Origin of the sequence: Marinobacterium arenosum, from assembly GCF_019795155.1 — a bacterium.
In the GTDB taxonomy this organism is placed as follows: domain Bacteria; phylum Pseudomonadota; class Gammaproteobacteria; order Pseudomonadales; family Balneatricaceae; genus Marinobacterium_C; species Marinobacterium_C arenosum.
Genome location: NZ_JAILYN010000034.1, coordinates 17,344 through 31,891 on the forward strand (window position 1 = coordinate 17,344; position 14,548 = coordinate 31,891).

At 58.2% G+C, this 14,548-nt stretch carries 11 protein-coding genes and 2 tRNA genes; 11 read left to right on the forward strand and 2 right to left on the reverse strand.

All coding sequences use genetic code 11. The features are described 5' to 3' along the window. Positions 1–79 precede the first annotated feature (79 nt). The 6 genes from hrpA to K6T12_RS14915 all read left to right on the forward strand — a co-directional run bounded on the left by hrpA (position 80) and on the right by K6T12_RS14915 (position 8,293). Positions 80–4,003, forward strand: a complete 3,924-nt coding sequence (gene hrpA, locus K6T12_RS14890) for an ATP-dependent RNA helicase HrpA (protein ID WP_255611771.1) — start codon at positions 80–82, stop codon at positions 4,001–4,003. 344 nt (positions 4,004–4,347) lie between these two features. After that, entirely contained in the window at positions 4,348–5,268 is a 921-nt protein-coding gene (locus K6T12_RS14895; RefSeq protein ID WP_255611772.1) for a porin, read from the forward strand. A 196-nt stretch (positions 5,269–5,464) separates the two neighbouring features. Beyond that, entirely contained in the window at positions 5,465–5,728 is a 264-nt protein-coding gene (locus K6T12_RS14900) for a hypothetical protein (protein ID WP_222223669.1), read from the forward strand. Positions 5,729–5,859: 131 nt separating this feature from the next. Next, positions 5,860–6,558: an MlaA family lipoprotein gene (locus K6T12_RS14905; RefSeq protein ID WP_222223670.1), complete on the forward strand. Its 699-nt coding sequence runs from the start codon at positions 5,860–5,862 to the stop codon at positions 6,556–6,558. 77 nt (positions 6,559–6,635) lie between these two features. Continuing rightward, a complete protein-coding gene (locus K6T12_RS14910; protein WP_222223671.1) occupies positions 6,636–7,808 on the forward strand; it encodes a PP2C family protein-serine/threonine phosphatase in 1,173 nt (390 codons plus the stop codon). Between the two features lie 5 nt (positions 7,809–7,813). Next, positions 7,814–8,293 (forward strand): STAS domain-containing protein, encoded by a 480-nt coding sequence (locus K6T12_RS14915; protein WP_222223672.1) that lies wholly within the window; start codon positions 7,814–7,816, stop codon positions 8,291–8,293. A gap of 535 nt (positions 8,294–8,828) precedes the next feature. Here K6T12_RS14915 and tal read toward each other — a convergent pair. Both tal and dusA read right to left on the reverse strand, forming a co-directional pair. Next, positions 8,829–9,782 (reverse strand): transaldolase, encoded by a 954-nt coding sequence (gene tal, locus K6T12_RS14920; RefSeq protein WP_222223673.1) that lies wholly within the window; start codon positions 9,780–9,782, stop codon positions 8,829–8,831. A 22-nt stretch (positions 9,783–9,804) separates the two neighbouring features. Next, the gene (dusA, locus tag K6T12_RS14925; RefSeq protein WP_222223674.1) at positions 9,805–10,812 is read right to left on the reverse strand and encodes a tRNA dihydrouridine(20/20a) synthase DusA; all 1,008 of its coding nucleotides are present in this window, start codon (positions 10,810–10,812) and stop codon (positions 9,805–9,807) included. A 212-nt stretch (positions 10,813–11,024) separates the two neighbouring features. Here dusA and K6T12_RS14930 point away from each other — a divergent pair, with 212 nt between their 5' ends. The 5 genes from K6T12_RS14930 (at position 11,025) to K6T12_RS14950 (ending at position 14,245) form a co-directional block, all read left to right on the forward strand. After that, positions 11,025–11,516, forward strand: coding sequence for a universal stress protein (locus tag K6T12_RS14930; protein WP_222223675.1), 492 nt, complete (start codon positions 11,025–11,027; stop codon positions 11,514–11,516). Between the two features lie 286 nt (positions 11,517–11,802). Beyond that, positions 11,803–12,186: a diacylglycerol kinase gene (locus tag K6T12_RS14935; protein WP_390879087.1), complete on the forward strand. Its 384-nt coding sequence runs from the start codon at positions 11,803–11,805 to the stop codon at positions 12,184–12,186. Positions 12,187–12,275: 89 nt separating this feature from the next. Continuing rightward, the gene (gene gltX / locus K6T12_RS14940) at positions 12,276–13,775 is read left to right on the forward strand and encodes a glutamate--tRNA ligase (protein ID WP_222223677.1); all 1,500 of its coding nucleotides are present in this window, start codon (positions 12,276–12,278) and stop codon (positions 13,773–13,775) included. 202 nt (positions 13,776–13,977) lie between these two features. Then, positions 13,978–14,053, forward strand: a tRNA-Ala gene (locus tag K6T12_RS14945). 116 nt (positions 14,054–14,169) lie between these two features. Then, a tRNA-Glu gene (locus K6T12_RS14950) sits at positions 14,170–14,245 on the forward strand. The last annotated feature ends 303 nt before the right edge of the window (positions 14,246–14,548 follow it).

The following is a 14,548-nucleotide window of genomic DNA, read 5'->3' on the forward strand; positions in this document are numbered from 1 at the left end:
GTATCCACCCGATACCTGATACAGGGCCGCCGCTCCAAGTGAGCGGCGGCCGTTACTCTTTTATAACCGCGATTGCTGGATGCTTGTGAACGACACTCTTAGCCCTCTCTACCAACAACTTGCCCACTGTCTGATCGCCGACCGCCGGTCGCTTGAGAAACGCTTGCAGCAGGCCGCACAGCGGTTGCGCCAACGCAAGCCGGCGGACCGGATGCTCAACGCGATTTCGGAACAGCTGCAGCAATCGCAGGAGTCGGTCCAGCAGCGGTTGGCGCAGATCGGCACCATCGACTATCCGGACCTGCCGATCAGTCAGAAGCGGGATCAGATCAAACAGGCGATCGCCGATAACCAGGTGGTGATAATCGCCGGTGAGACCGGCTCCGGCAAGACCACCCAGCTGCCCAAGATCTGCCTTGAGCTGGGGCTGGGCGGCCGCGGCAGGATCGGCCACACCCAGCCGCGTCGGTTGGCGGCCCGCACCGTGGCTTCGCGCATCGCCGAAGAGCTGCACAGCGAGCTGGGCGCGCTGGTGGGCTACCAGGTACGCTTCACCGACCAGTCATCGGAGCGCACCCTGGTAAAGTTGATGACCGACGGCATTCTGCTGGCCGAGACCCAACACGACCGTTACCTGAACCAGTATGAAGTTTTGATCATTGACGAGGCGCATGAACGCAGCCTCAATATCGACTTCCTGCTTGGCTACCTGAAGCGGATCCTGCCGCAGCGGCCGGATCTGAAGGTGATCATCACCTCCGCCACCATCGACCTGGAGCGGTTCTCGAAACACTTCGACGGGGCGCCGATCATCGAGGTGTCCGGCCGCACCTATCCGGTCGAAACCCTCTATCGGCCGCTGTCCGAAGCCGAGGACGAGGAGGTGGCTGGCGACCAGAGCGCGGCGATCCTTGCCGCGGTCAACGAACTGATCCTGCTGGAACGCCAGCGTAAGGCGTCGGTACGGGGCGATATCCTGGTGTTCCTCAGCGGTGAGCGGGAGATCCGCGAAACCGCCGACTACCTGCGCAAGGCGCAACTGCGCGACTGCCAGGTGCTGCCGTTGTACGCCCGCCTGAGCGCCGCCGAGCAGAACAAGATCTTCCACGACAACCGAGGGGCCGGTCGACGCATCGTACTGGCCACCAACGTCGCCGAAACCTCGCTGACGGTGCCGGGCATCCGCTATGTGATCGATCCCGGTTTCGCCCGGATCAGCCGCTACAGCTACCGTTCCAAGGTGCAGCGCTTGCCGATCGAACCGGTATCCCAGGCCAGCGCCAACCAGCGCAAGGGGCGCTGTGGCCGTGTCGCCGAAGGGATCTGTATCCGGCTCTATTCGGAAGAGGATTTCGTAGCCCGGCCGCAATTTACCGATGCGGAGATCCGCCGTACCAACCTGGCGGCGGTAATCCTGCAGATGCTCGGTTTGCGGCTGGGAGATATCTCCGAGTTCCCGTTTATCGACCCGCCCGACTCACGTTTCATTAATGACGGCTTTAATTTGCTGCAGGAACTGGGCGCGGTCGACGACAAGCGGCAGATGACTCAGATCGGGCGAGAGCTGAGTAAATTACCGGTCGACCCGCGTATCGGCCGGATGGTGATCGAGGCCGCCAGGCAGGACGCGCTGCAGGAGGTGCTGATCATCGCCAGTGCCCTCAGCGTACAGGACCCGCGTGAGCGACCGGCCGACAAAAAGCAGGCCGCCGACGAGAAGCACCGGGCCTACGCCCACGAGGAGTCGGATTTCCTGACCTTCGTCAACCTGTGGCAGCTGTACGAAGAGCAGCGTCAGGAATTGAGCCAGAGCCAGCTGCGCAAGTTCTGTCAGAAGCAGTTCCTGGGCTTTATGCGGATGCGCGAGTGGCGCGATATCCACCGTCAGCTGCATATCATCTGCAAGGAGCTTGGCTACCGCGAGAACCGGGAGCCGGCCAGCTACGAACAGGTGCACCGGGCACTGCTGGCCGGTCTGTTGAGCCATATCGGCACCCGCCAGGAGAATCGTGAATACCTGGGGGCCCGCAACCGGCGCTTCTTTATCTTCCCGGCCTCGATGCTGTACAAGCGCTCACCAAAGTGGCTGATGGCGGCGGAGATGGTGGAAACCAGCCGGCTGTTCGCCCGCACGGTAGCCCGCATCGAGCCGGCCTGGGTGGAACCGCTGGCACCGCACCTGGTCAAACGCAGTTACCTGGAGCCGCACTGGGAGAAGAAGCGCGCTCAGGTGGTCGCCAGCGAACAGGTTACCCTTTACGGCCTGATCATTGTCGCCAAGCGCAAGGTGCATTACGGCAAGATCGATCCGGAGGCGTCCCACGAGATCTTCATCCGCAGCGCGCTGGTGGAGGGGGCGTTCCAGACCCGTGGCAAGTTCTTCCAGCACAACCGGGCGCTGCTGGCCGATGTCGAGGAGCTGGAGGCCAAGTCGCGCCGGCGCGACCTGCTGGTCGACGAGGAGCAGTTGTACCAGTTCTACCATCAACGGATGGAGAAGCTCGGTGGCGGCCAGATCGTCAACGGTGCCGGCTTCGAGCACTGGCGGAAGCAGGTCGAGGCGGAAGATCCGCAGGCGCTGTTCATGACCGAGGACGATATCCTGCAGCGCTCGGCGGAGCATGTCACCGCATTGCAATACCCGGATAAATTGCAGCAGCGGGGCGCAACGCTGAAACTCGGTTACCAGTTCGAACCGGGCCGGCAGGATGACGGCCTCAGCGTGCGGGTGCCGCTGCCGTTATTGAAGCAGTTGCCGTTGCAGCGGCTGGAGTGGCTGGTGCCCGGCATGATCCATGAAAAATGCAGTGCGATCCTTAAAGGCCTGCCCAAGCAGCTGCGCAAGAACTTCGTGCCGATTCCCGACTATGTCGATGCGTTGCTGTCCGCGTTGCAATTCGGCGAGGGCGACCTATACGAGGCGATGGCGTTGCAGCTCAAGCGGATGACCGGGGTGCTGATCGATGCCGATCAACTCCGGGCCGCTGTGCTGGACGATCATCATCGGGTCAACATCCAGCTGCTCAATAGCGCGGGCAAGCAGATCGCCCAGTCGCGCGACTGGGAGGCGCTCTGTCATAAGTATGGCGACCAGGCAGAGGAGGCGATCCTCGAGGACTCGCCCCGGCAGTGGGGGCGCAAGGGTATTCAGCGCTGGGACTTCGGACCGCTGGCGGAACAGATACGGGTGCGCCAGGCTGGCGGGATCGAGATCGAGGCCTACCCGACGCTGGTCGATCAGCAGGACTCCGCCGAGCTGACCCTGTCGGTCTCGGCAGAGCAGGCACGGCAACGCTCGATCCACGGCGTGGCACGGCTCTATCTGCTGGCGCTGAAAGAGCAGCAACGGGCGCTCAAGGGCAAGTTGCCGGAGTTGGATCGTAGCTTGATATTGGCTGGCGGGCTGTTCGAGCGCCGCCAGTTGGAACAGCAGATCCTGTTTCAGGCGGCTCGGCGTCAGTTTCAGCTCGATCAATCGCTGCCCGTTAATGAGGCGGAATTTAATGAACGGTTGAGCAGCTATAAAGGTGGCTTTATAGAGACGGCCCAGGAGCTCGCCCGTTTTGTCTTTGAGTGCCACGGTTATTACCACCGCATTCAGAAGCGCTTGAAGGGCTCAATCGATCTGGCGGCGGTCACGGTGCTGAACGATATCAAGCAGCAGTTGGCCGCTTTGTTGAATAACCGTTACCTGGCCGACTGCAGTTGGGAGTACTTGAAAGAGTATCCAAGATACCTCAAAGGAATTGAGTTGCGGTTGGATAAATATCAGCGGGAGCTAAATCAGCAGCGCCTTTATAGCGAGCAGTTATCCGCATTTTGGCAGGATTACCAGAAACGGGCCGAGCAGCACCACAAGCAGGGCATTGTCGATAGCGAACTGGAGCGGTTTCGCTGGATGCTGGAGGAGTATCGAATATCACTGTTCGCTCAACAACTTGGCACCCGGATGCCGGTTTCCGACAAGCGGTTACGCCAGCAATGGCAACGGGTACAGGGGTGAAAGCTTGACGTGCATCAGCCGCTGAACGTATTGCACCGGGATTGTTGCGTTTTCCGGAGTTTAGAGTGGTTGCACTACGATTGAGGCTGTGCTGTAATGCGCCAAATCTTCCGGGCGGGTAGCGGATTCTGCCCAGCTTTAAGCAGCTCAAGCCCGGATAATACGGTTGTGATAGCCCGGAGTAGTCACTGGATTAGCTCAGGGGCCGAATGGATGAAAAAATTATTTTCATCTGTTTGAAATGAAATAGTTTTATAGTATTTTCAGAAGACGCCTTCCGTGGGTGTGCTGAGAATAAGATAGAATTCACTACTAGTATGTTGAATATTGAAGGGGAAATGTTGATGAAAAAGTCACTGATCGCTCTGGCTGTTGCTGGCGCTCTGACTGCTCCGATGATTGCACAGGCTGACGCTACTCTGTACGGCTCCCTGCGTGTAGCTGTAGTAGACGCTGATGGTTCTGAGCTGGACATTAAGGACAACTCTTCTCGTATCGGTGTTAAAGCTTCCAGCGAGCTGTTCTCCGGTGCGAAAGCTATCGCTCACTTCGAAACTAACGTAAGCACCGAGTCTGGTGTTTTCGGTCAGACTAAAGGCGAAGGCCGTCTGGCATACGTTGGCGCGACTGGCGACTTCGGTACCGTAACTGTTGGCCGTCAGTGGACTCCGCAGTACCTGTGGACTTCTGCTAAAGTAGATATCCTGGACTTCGGTTCTAACCCGACTCACAACTACTCTCTGGCTGGTCGTCAGGGTAACACCCTGGCCTACATCTCTCCGGACCTGAGCGGTTTCCAGGTTGCTGCTGTACTGGTAGCTCGTGACGGCAGCGGCGAGTCTCCGGACGAAGCTAACACTGGCGACGACGACGACGCTTACAACCTGGCAGCTCACTACTCCGTAGGTGGCTTCTCCGTAGGTGTTTCTACTCTGGACTACCAGGGTTCTGTAGATGACGACTACACTGCTGTAGCCGCTTCCTACGAAATGGACAACCTGTACGTCGCAGCTGAGTACTCCAGCAACGACATCACTGACAAAGATACTTGGGAAGTTGCTGGTTCCTACGCTATGGGTAACACCAAGCTGCTGGCTAACTACGTAGACTTCGAAGGCGACGGCAGCCAGGTAGCTCTGGAAGTTCAGCAGAAGCTGGGCAAGCAGGCTCGCGTATTCGCGAACTACATCATCGCTGACAGCGATGCAGAAGACAACGGCGACGCTGTAGACACTCTGTCTGTAGGTTACCGCGTAGACTTCTAATCTGACTTTCTAAAAGTCGGTTAGAAAAAGAGGGCTCCTTTGGGAGCCCTTTTTTCGTTTGGAGATATCATTCCCCGCCCTTTGGGGATCCCTTGGTCATCAAAGAATATTGCCAGTCGAGCCCGCCAGGTGTGGTCCCGGGCTTTCAGTTTCATTTCATCGGCCCAGCTTAATCTGATAACAGGAGGGTTGTCAGATGAAGACTCGAATCCTGCTGATCGTATCGACAATAATGCTGTGGTCGGGTGTGGTGCTGGCTGCAGACGATGAGCCCTGGTTGCCGAAAAATGCCCCAGAGACCTATATGGGGCAGGGTGCACGCTTTCCAACTGAAACACGCTACCTGAACAAGGAAATGATTGAGTGGAGGGGCGCTAGTTATCGGGGGTTCAATACCGATGAGGAACCCGCAGACGCCAAGCTTTGGCACGGGGTCGATATCTATCACGGCAGCAAGTAATTCCGGCTGTATAGCCTGCCGGATGAGTGCTGAACTAACAAAGAATTGTCCCGCTGCTACTATTTTGTTTGGGATCGGCAGCGGATATCGCTAGAATTAGCGCTTGAGGTGAATTTGGATAAGGATTTGATATGGCTTGCAAGGCATTGATGGGTGCGGCATTGCTGGTGGCTTCGCTTGGAGTAGGGGCTGCCGAGCAAACCGACGCCGCGGGAGATCCATGGGAGGGATTCAACCGGGCAGTGTTTACCTTTAACGATACGCTCGATCGTTACGCGGTAAAACCTCTTGCGCAGGGCTATCACTGGATTACACCGGATATCATCGAGACCGGGGTCGGCAATTTTTTCGACAACCTGGCGGATGTTGGTACGGCGCTGAATAACCTGTTGCAGGGTAAGGTGGCCGAGGCCAGCACTGATGTGGCGCGGGTGGTTTTTAACAGTACCATCGGCCTGGCAGGCGTCATCGATGTAGCGACCCCGATGGGGTTGCAAGAGCATGATGAGGACTTCGGCCAAACGTTGGGGGTCTGGGGAATGGATTCGGGGCCCTACCTGGTGTTGCCGTTTTTCGGCCCGTCGTCCGTTCGGGACGGTATCGGCCTGGTGGCTGACTATGCGGTGGACCCGCTCCGCCAAGTGGATGACCAGGGGGCGCAGAATGCCCTGTATGCACTTCGTGTGCTTGATACCCGGGTGGATCTGCTGAAAGCGGAAGAGCTGGTGACCGGCGACCGCTATATCTTCATTCGCGATGCCTACCTGCAACGTCGTAAGTTCTCGATCAGTGATGGTAAGGCCATTGACTACGACGACAGCAATTTCTAATGCTGTGGATTGCAAGTTTTTAGTAATGGGTTTACCGTGATGACTCATGAATCCCGGCCTGGTTTAGTGGCAGGTTTATGAGTCATCCTTGCCAATCAATTCTTCTGCTGCACCCGTCGTCGCAAGTCGTCGACCGGGTGTTTGCTATTCTTGACGAAGCGGAGCTGCCTCCGGTTCGCATCACTACCGCCTTTTCTTATAGCGAAGCGGTTCAGGCGCTCGCGGAGCGCCGTTTTTCGTTGATCATCGCCTTTGCAACCCCCGAGCTTGATCGCCAGCTGGAAGAGTTGGTCTCGCTGCAGGATCCGCGTCCCGTGCTGGCGTTGTTGGAGGGGCAGTCGTCCTGTGAAGTGGTGATGCAGTCGTTACGGCAGGGTGCATCGGATGTATTCCTGGTGGATACGATGGTAACCGAAGCGCAGGCCTTTGCCGGCTCGGTGATCCGCTTTCTGGAACGTGCCAGGCTGGTTGACGATACCGAAAGCTACCGTGAACAGCTCGAGCGCAGCCTGGACGAGCTCGAGTCCGACCAGGCGGCGGCGAGGCATATTCAGCACCGGATGCTGCCCAACGCCAAGATGCAGGCGCTGCCGGGTATCGGTGTGCGCTATGACCTGACACCGTCGCTCTATCTGAGTGGTGACTTCGTCGATGTGGTGACGCTGGATAAGCGTTACTGCATGTTCTATCTCGCCGATGTATCCGGACATGGTGCCTCGTCGGCATTGGTAACGGTGTTGTTGAAGAATATGGCCAACCGGTTGGCACGAAACTTTAGACGTGGCTCCAGTTTTGATGTACTTTCGCCGACCAGCACGCTGAAGCGGATCAACCATGAGCTGCTGGAGACAGGGCTGGGCAAGCATTTGACGATGTTTGTCGGCTTGTTCGACCTGAAAACGGAATGTCTGCACTATGCTGTGGGAGGGCATCATCCGATGCCGCTGATTTCGACGGCTGAGGGTAGCGATTACCTGGCTGGTCGGGGAATGCCGGTCGGCTTGTTCGACGAGCCGGTATTCGATGAGCATGCGGTCAAGCTGCCTGAAGCCTTCCGGTTGACGCTGTTTTCGGACGGTATTCTGGAGGTGTTGCCGCAGGAGTCGTTGGAACAGAAGGAACAGTACCTTCGCCGGGTGGTGGAGGAAACGGGAACTGATGATCCGATTCAGCTTAAGCAGGCGCTGTTGGGTGGCGAGGTCCCCGAGGCGCCCGATGATATCGCAATCATGATTCTGGCGAGGCAGTAAGCGGGATGAGTAACGGAGCAATTTTTTATGCCTGTCAGTCGGGCCGCTACGTGCTGAAGTGTGTTGGTGACGTACGCCTGACGCTCTGCTCGTCGCTGGATGCCCATCTGCAGCAGGTGTTTGCCTGTGCCGGAATAGAGGATATCCTGATCGACCTGACCGAAACTGACGCGATTGACAGTACTTCGCTCGGGTTGATTGCCAAGCTGGCGGTCAAGTCGCAGCAGCTGGGCTTGGCCAAGCCGGCACTGGTGTCGACAAATGAGGATGTCACCCGGGTGCTGATGAGCATGGGGTTTGATCATGTATTCCTGCTGCTCGATCAGTTGCCGACCAGTTCCAGCGATCTGCAAGCGCTGCCTTGGGTTCAGGAGTCCGATGATCAGGTGAAAGCACGGATTATCGCGGCTCATCGAGTGTTGATGGGGCTGAACGAATCCAATCGAGAGGCGTTTCAAGACCTGATCAAGGCGCTGGAGTGCTAGGGTTTTCTGCCAGTTATTTTCTACCAGTTACCAGTTATCGACAATCAGTTAACCGTGGTTGCGCTTGGCTGCAGTCCGGGGTGCGGAAAGCCGTTGCGGGGCCTGTTTCCCTTGGAACACCAAAACCAACGGGCCAACCGGCTAAGAACGCAAGCTCGCTTAAATACCAAAAAACGAAAATTAAGAATTTTTCCTATATACCGCCAAGCCTGGATCCATAGAATAGGCATTGGAAGGGGATGCAAAGGGAGTTGCACAAGTTCAAGGATGAGCGACCTCTTTCCGGTACTCAGGGAGCGAGTGCTGTATTGGCAATGAAGCTGTAGAGGGCCTGTTGCATAGCAACCAGGCCCTTTTTCATGCCTGTAAGAAGTCTCTGAAAGCCTCTTTCTGCTGACGCTAAAGGTTAGTAAGGTACCGCTCTTTTTCGGCTACATGCGGTGCGCCCTTTGGATATCGCTGCACCGCCGCCAAAGGCGGTTGAAGCCGGAAAAAGCCCGCCCACATCGGTTCGGGCGGGCCAGAATGCCGGGGTTTAGTCGTGCTGGCTCAGCAGTTGTTCCAGTAGTACCTGGTCGGCAGCAAACTTGCGGATCCCCTCGGCCAGCTTCTCGGTGGCCATCGCATCCTCGTTCATCAGCCAGCGGAACTCGTGCTCCGAAGGTTCGTGACGACTATCTTCGCTGCGCTGCTCGCCGCCCAGCTGCCGGCTCAGTGGCGCGTTGCTGGCGGCCAGCTGCTCCATCAGCGGCGGGGCGATGGTCAGCCGGTCGCAGCCGGCCAGCGACAGGATCTCATCGGTGTTGCGGAAGCTGGCGCCCATTACGATGGTGTTGTAACCGTGGGTCTTGAAGTAGCGGTAGATTGCGCTGACCGAGCGTACCCCGGGGTCGGCTGCGCCGCTGAAATCCTGCTCAGGCTGTTGTGCCTTGTACCAGTCCAGAATCCGGCCGACGAACGGCGAGATCAGGTAGGCGCCGGCATCGGCGCAGGCCGCAGCCTGGGTCTGGCTGAACAGCAAGGTCAGGTTGCAGTTGATCCCTTCGCGTTCCAGTTCCCGGGCGGCCTGAATCCCCTCCCAGGTGGAGGCGATCTTGACCAGCACCCGCTCGCGGCCGATACCGTTCTCCTCATACAGCCGGATCAGCTTGCGGGCCCGCGCCAGCGTGGCCTCACAGTCGAACGACAGCCGGGCATCCACTTCGGTGGAGATCCGGCCGGGGATCAGCTGCAGGATCTGGCAGCCGATCAGCACCGCGAAGGCGTCGGTCATATCGTGCAACAGCGTATCGCCGCCATTATTCTGTGCCAGAGCCCACTGTTTGGCGCGTCCCAGCAGCGGGCGATACTCGTCCAGCGCCGCCGCCTTCAGTAGCAGTGAAGGATTGGTGGTCGCATCCTCCGGTGTAAACTGGCGGATCGCGTCTATATCGCCGGTGTCGGCCACCACCACGGTCATCTGTTTAAGCTGTTCGAGCTGGTTCATCATCGGTAACTTCCAGGAAGATCGGTCAATCCGGTACCCGGCTGAGGGCTTCTTGGAACACCTCCAGGCCGGAACCGGGCTTATGTGCGTTTTCGCTGAGATAGCGACGGTATTGGCGTCCGCCCCGCTGGCCGTGAAACAGGCCCAGGGTATGACGCACCATGTGATTCAGGTAAACACCCTGCTGCAACTGACTGGTCAGGTAGTCGAGCAGCGCATGGGCGGCGTCCTTGCGGCTCGGTGCCGGGCGTTCATCGCCGTAGATCAGGCTGTCGACCTCGGCCAGCAGGTAGGGGTTCTGGTAAGCTTCGCGGCCGACCATCACGCCATCGACATGCTGCAGGTGCTGCTGGCACTCCGCCAGGGTCTTGATGCCGCCGTTGATCAGGATCTCCAGCTGCGGGAAGTCCTGTTTGATGCGGTAGACCCAGTCGTACTTCAGCGGCGGGATGTCACGGTTCTCTTTCGGGCTCAGCCCCTGCAGGATCGCCTTACGGGCATGGATGATAAAGGTGCTGCAACCGGACTGGCGCACCATGTCGACGAAGTGATGCAGTTCTTCGTAGCTGTCCATATCATCGATGCCGAGCCGGTGCTTGACGGTCACCGGGATCGACACCTGCTGCTGCATCTGGTGCAGGCAGTCGGCTACCCGCTGCGGATGCGCCATCAGGCAGGCGCCGATCATGTTGTTCTGTACTCGGTCGCTGGGGCAGCCGACATTGAGGTTGACCTCGTCGTAACCCCAGTCCTCCGCCATCTTGCTGCACAGTGCCAGTTCACGCGGATCGCTGCCGCCCAGTTGCAATGCCACCGGGTGTTCCTGGGCGTGGAAATCCAGGAAACGGGCCGGCTCTGCATGGATCAGCGCACCGGTGGTTACCATCTCGGTGTACAGCACCGCATGCTTCGATAGCTGGCGATGGAAGTAGCGACAATGTCGATCAGTCCAGTCCATCATCGGCGCGACGGTGAAGCGACGGTCCAGCTTGGTGTTCGAGGCGTTGTCTTGGGTGTGGTTCAGGTCGGTCATCGGTCCCCAGCGTACGGTTACTTGCCTACAGCAATATAAAACGAATTACGAAACGGTCGATTATACACCAGTCGTTACCGGGGCGGGGCTTCAGCGCCTTGTCGGATTTTGTTCAAAAGCTGGGCGGGGCGACGGTTCAGTCAGGGGGTGGGGGGGGCTGCTTGATTGGCCTGGTGCAGCGAAAATCGGCGATTTGTCTATAGTTCTATTCTATGGCGCTTGCCGATGCCGTTTTGGCTGGCGCCGCTCCAGAGGTAGCAATCCATCAATCAGGCGGGCGTATGTTTAAAAAAATTGTAGTTGCCATCGATGATTCCGAAGACGCCGGCAAGGCGCTTATTAAAGCCTGCGAAGTGGCGCGTTTGTCGAATGCGGAGCTTCATCTGGTTCATGTGGCGGACCTGCAGTATCTGGCGATGGGCGCGGCGTCCGTTGCGATGCTGCCTGACGAAACCATCAGGTATGGCCAGGAGATATTGAAACAGGCTGAAGAGAAGGCTGAGCAGTTCGGGGGAGCTGTGACAGCAAGCGAACTGCTTGAAGGGGGGATTGGTGCATCCATTGTGTCCCATGCCGAAAAGATCGGCGCCGACCTGATCGTGATCGGTAGTCAGGGGCACAGCGATCTGGGCGGGCTGTTGCTGGGCAGCGTATCCCATCGGGTCTGCAATACGGCGAAATGTGCCTGCCTGGTGGTACGTTGAGCTGATCCGCTGCGCGCCTGGTGAGCGGTCGCTGGTCGCATCTGCCGTTGGCGAGGCGACTTGTTTGGGGCGCTTACTGCTGATTGCCAAAGGTCTGAAACCAGAGGACTATCCACATTGCGCAACGGGTCCGCAAAGCATCGCTGGGGCGGTTACGGCTGTGGGTAAAACACTGCATAATACGCGCTAGAAGACAGCTTGCCGGTTCCGGGCCCGTTATGGCGACCGGCCTTGCCGAGCTGCGATGCACACCAGCTTTCCAGATGGGATAGGCAGGATAATGACAGTGACCCGCAAGATCACCGGCCTGAGCCGCTTCTATCATGCAACCAACTATTCGCTGCAGGGACTGCGTGCCGCTTTCCGTAATGAACCCGCATTCCGCTACGAGGTTTACGCGGCGTTGGTGCTTATTCCGCTGTCGTTGTTTGTCGCTCAGGGCGGGATGCAGCTGGCCGCATTGATTGGCACCGTGCTGATGGTGCTGGTATTCGAACTGGTCAACACCGCCATCGAGGCGGTGGTCGATCGGGCCGGAACCGAATTTCACGAGCTGGCTGGCCTGGCCAAGGATCTCGGCTCGGCGGCGGTGTTCGTGATGATCATCATTACTACGCTGACCTGGGGTGGCGTGCTCTGGGATAACGGCACCTTGAAGGCGCTGTTCTGATTGGTCGTCGCTGTTGGGTTAATGGCGGTGCGACAGGTATAATCCCGGTCTTATTTTTCTGACAATTTCACTGTAGATCAGGGACTCCAATGACCGTTCGCACCCGTGTCGCGCCGTCACCGACTGGCGATCCGCATGTAGGTACCGCCTATATCGCACTGTTCAACCTGGCGTTCGCCCGTCAGCATGGCGGCCAGTTCATCCTGCGTATCGAAGATACCGACCAGACCCGCAGCACCAGCGAATCCGAACAGACCATTCTGGATTCCCTGCGCTGGCTTGGCTTGGAGTGGGACGAGGGGCCGGATGTGGGCGGCCCGCACGGCCCGTACCGCCAGAGCGAGCGCAAGGATATGTATGCTCAGTATGCGCTGCAACTGGTGGACGAGGGCAAGGCGTTCCGTTGCTACCGTACCGCCGAGGAGCTTGACCAGCTGCGCGAAGCACGCCGGGCGGAAGGCAAGCACACCGCGCTGAAACAGAGCGACCTGGCGCTGCCGCCGGAGGAGCTGGAGAAGCGTATCGCCGAGGGCGCGCCCTACGTAATTCGTATGGTGGTGCCGGAGGAGGAGGGCGCCTGCGAGATCGACGACCTGCTGCGCGGCACCATTGAGTTGGACTGGGGCATGGTTGACGCCCAGATCCTGTTGAAATCGGATGGCATGCCGACCTACCACCTGGCCAACGTGGTCGACGATCACCTGATGGAGATCACCCACGTGATCCGCGGTGAAGAGTGGATCAACTCGGCGCCGAAGCACAAGCTGCTGTACCAGTATTTCGGCTGGGAGATGCCGAAGCTCTGTCATATGCCTCTGCTGCGCAACCCGGACAAGTCCAAGCTGTCCAAGCGCAAGAACCCGACCAGCATCCTCTACTACCAGCGCATGGGCTTCATGCCGGAAGCGCTGCTCAACTACTTGGGCCGCATGGGGTGGTCGATGCCGGACGAAAGCGAGAAATTCACCCGCCAGGAGATGTTCGACAACTTCGATATCCAGCGGGTATCGCTGGGTGGGCCGGTATTCGATCAGCAGAAGCTGAGCTGGTTGAATGGACTTTGGGTGCGTGAAAACCTGAGTCCGGAAGAGTTCGCCCAGCGTTACATCGAGTGGGGTCTGAACGCCGATTACCTGATGCAGGTCGTGCCGCTGATCCAGCAGCGCGTGGAAACCTTCTCCGACGTGGCGCCGTTGGCCGGTTTCTTCCTGTCCGGAATGCCGCAGCTGACGCTGGAGCAGTTCGAGCACAAGACGCTGAGCCAGGAGGATATCAGTCGCATTCTGCAGTTCACCGTCTGGTACCTGGACTCCGAGCGTCACTGGGATAAGGACCGGCTGTTCCGGAACCTGAAGCAGGTGGCCGATGCGCTGGAGCTGAAGATTCGTGACTTCCTGTTCCCGCTGTTCATCGCTATCGCCGGCACTAGCCAGACCGTCTCGGTGATGGATTCCATGGCGATCCTGGGGCCGGACATGAGCCGTGCCCGGATGCGCCATGCGTTGAACCTGGTCGGTGGTCCGTCCAAGAAGCAGGCCAAGAAGTGGGAGAAAGAGTACCGCGCCATCGCCGCGCAACTCGAAGACTGAGCCTGGCAGAAGCTCTCTGACGACAAACCCCGCCCGGCTGCCGCCGTGCGGGGTTTTCTTTTGGGGCTATCCGCGGCAGCCGGCCTGACGGGCGGTCAAAATATAACCAGCTGAAAATAAAAGAAAAAATCTTAAAATTTTTTGTGAAACTCTGTTGACAGCCTGGCCGGTCGCCATTAATATACGCTCCATCATTTGGCACGGGGCCTTAGCTCAGCTGGGAGAGCGCAACACTGGCAGTGTTGAGGTCAGCGGTTCGATCCCGCTAGGCTCCACCAAACCTTATGATCTGTGCGGTTAGGATCTACTGGCCGGACAAAAACGGGACAAAGAAACGGAAACAAGCGTTTTGGAGTCTCGGTCTTGATTAGAAGCGGTTCGCTTCTATCTTTGCGTCCCATTCGTCTAGTGGCCTAGGACACCGCCCTTTCACGGCGGTAACAGGGGTTCGAACCCCCTATGGGACGCCATCTTCTCTCTCTTTTTTATCCCTCGCTTATTTGGTTTTTCTTGCTGGTAGATCGCCGGTCGTGTATCGCGATGGCTATTTTCTTTCTCCGGTCTGTCGTATTTTCGCTTTGGCTTTCGATGCTGCTGGGCTGGAGGCCGCTGGTAGGGCTGTTCGGGGTAGTCTGCCGATTGCGACGGCGCTGAGTACCTATGTGATACAGGGGTAGTGTGCCTGTGTGTTTGCTCCTGTCGCCCACAGAGTGGGCTGCTACGGAGTACAGTGCTGTTGTAGCAGCCCACTCCGTGGGCGACTCTGGGCTCGA

Excerpts from the sequence above, each read along its gene's own strand:
- hrpA (WP_255611771.1), top strand. The coding sequence starts at position 80 with ATGCTTGTGAACGACACTCTTAGCCCTCTCTACCAACAACTTGCCCAC.
- K6T12_RS14895 (WP_255611772.1), top strand. The coding sequence starts at position 4,348 with ATGAAAAAGTCACTGATCGCTCTGGCTGTTGCTGGCGCTCTGACTGCT.
- K6T12_RS14900 (WP_222223669.1), top strand. The coding sequence starts at position 5,465 with ATGAAGACTCGAATCCTGCTGATCGTATCGACAATAATGCTGTGGTCG.
- K6T12_RS14905 (WP_222223670.1), top strand. The coding sequence starts at position 5,860 with ATGGCTTGCAAGGCATTGATGGGTGCGGCATTGCTGGTGGCTTCGCTT.
- K6T12_RS14910 (WP_222223671.1), top strand. The coding sequence starts at position 6,636 with ATGAGTCATCCTTGCCAATCAATTCTTCTGCTGCACCCGTCGTCGCAA.
- K6T12_RS14915 (WP_222223672.1), top strand. The coding sequence starts at position 7,814 with ATGAGTAACGGAGCAATTTTTTATGCCTGTCAGTCGGGCCGCTACGTG.
- tal (WP_222223673.1), bottom strand. The coding sequence starts at position 9,782 with ATGATGAACCAGCTCGAACAGCTTAAACAGATGACCGTGGTGGTGGCC.
- dusA (WP_222223674.1), bottom strand. The coding sequence starts at position 10,812 with ATGACCGACCTGAACCACACCCAAGACAACGCCTCGAACACCAAGCTG.
- K6T12_RS14930 (WP_222223675.1), top strand. The coding sequence starts at position 11,025 with ATGGCGCTTGCCGATGCCGTTTTGGCTGGCGCCGCTCCAGAGGTAGCA.
- gltX (WP_222223677.1), top strand. The coding sequence starts at position 12,276 with ATGACCGTTCGCACCCGTGTCGCGCCGTCACCGACTGGCGATCCGCAT.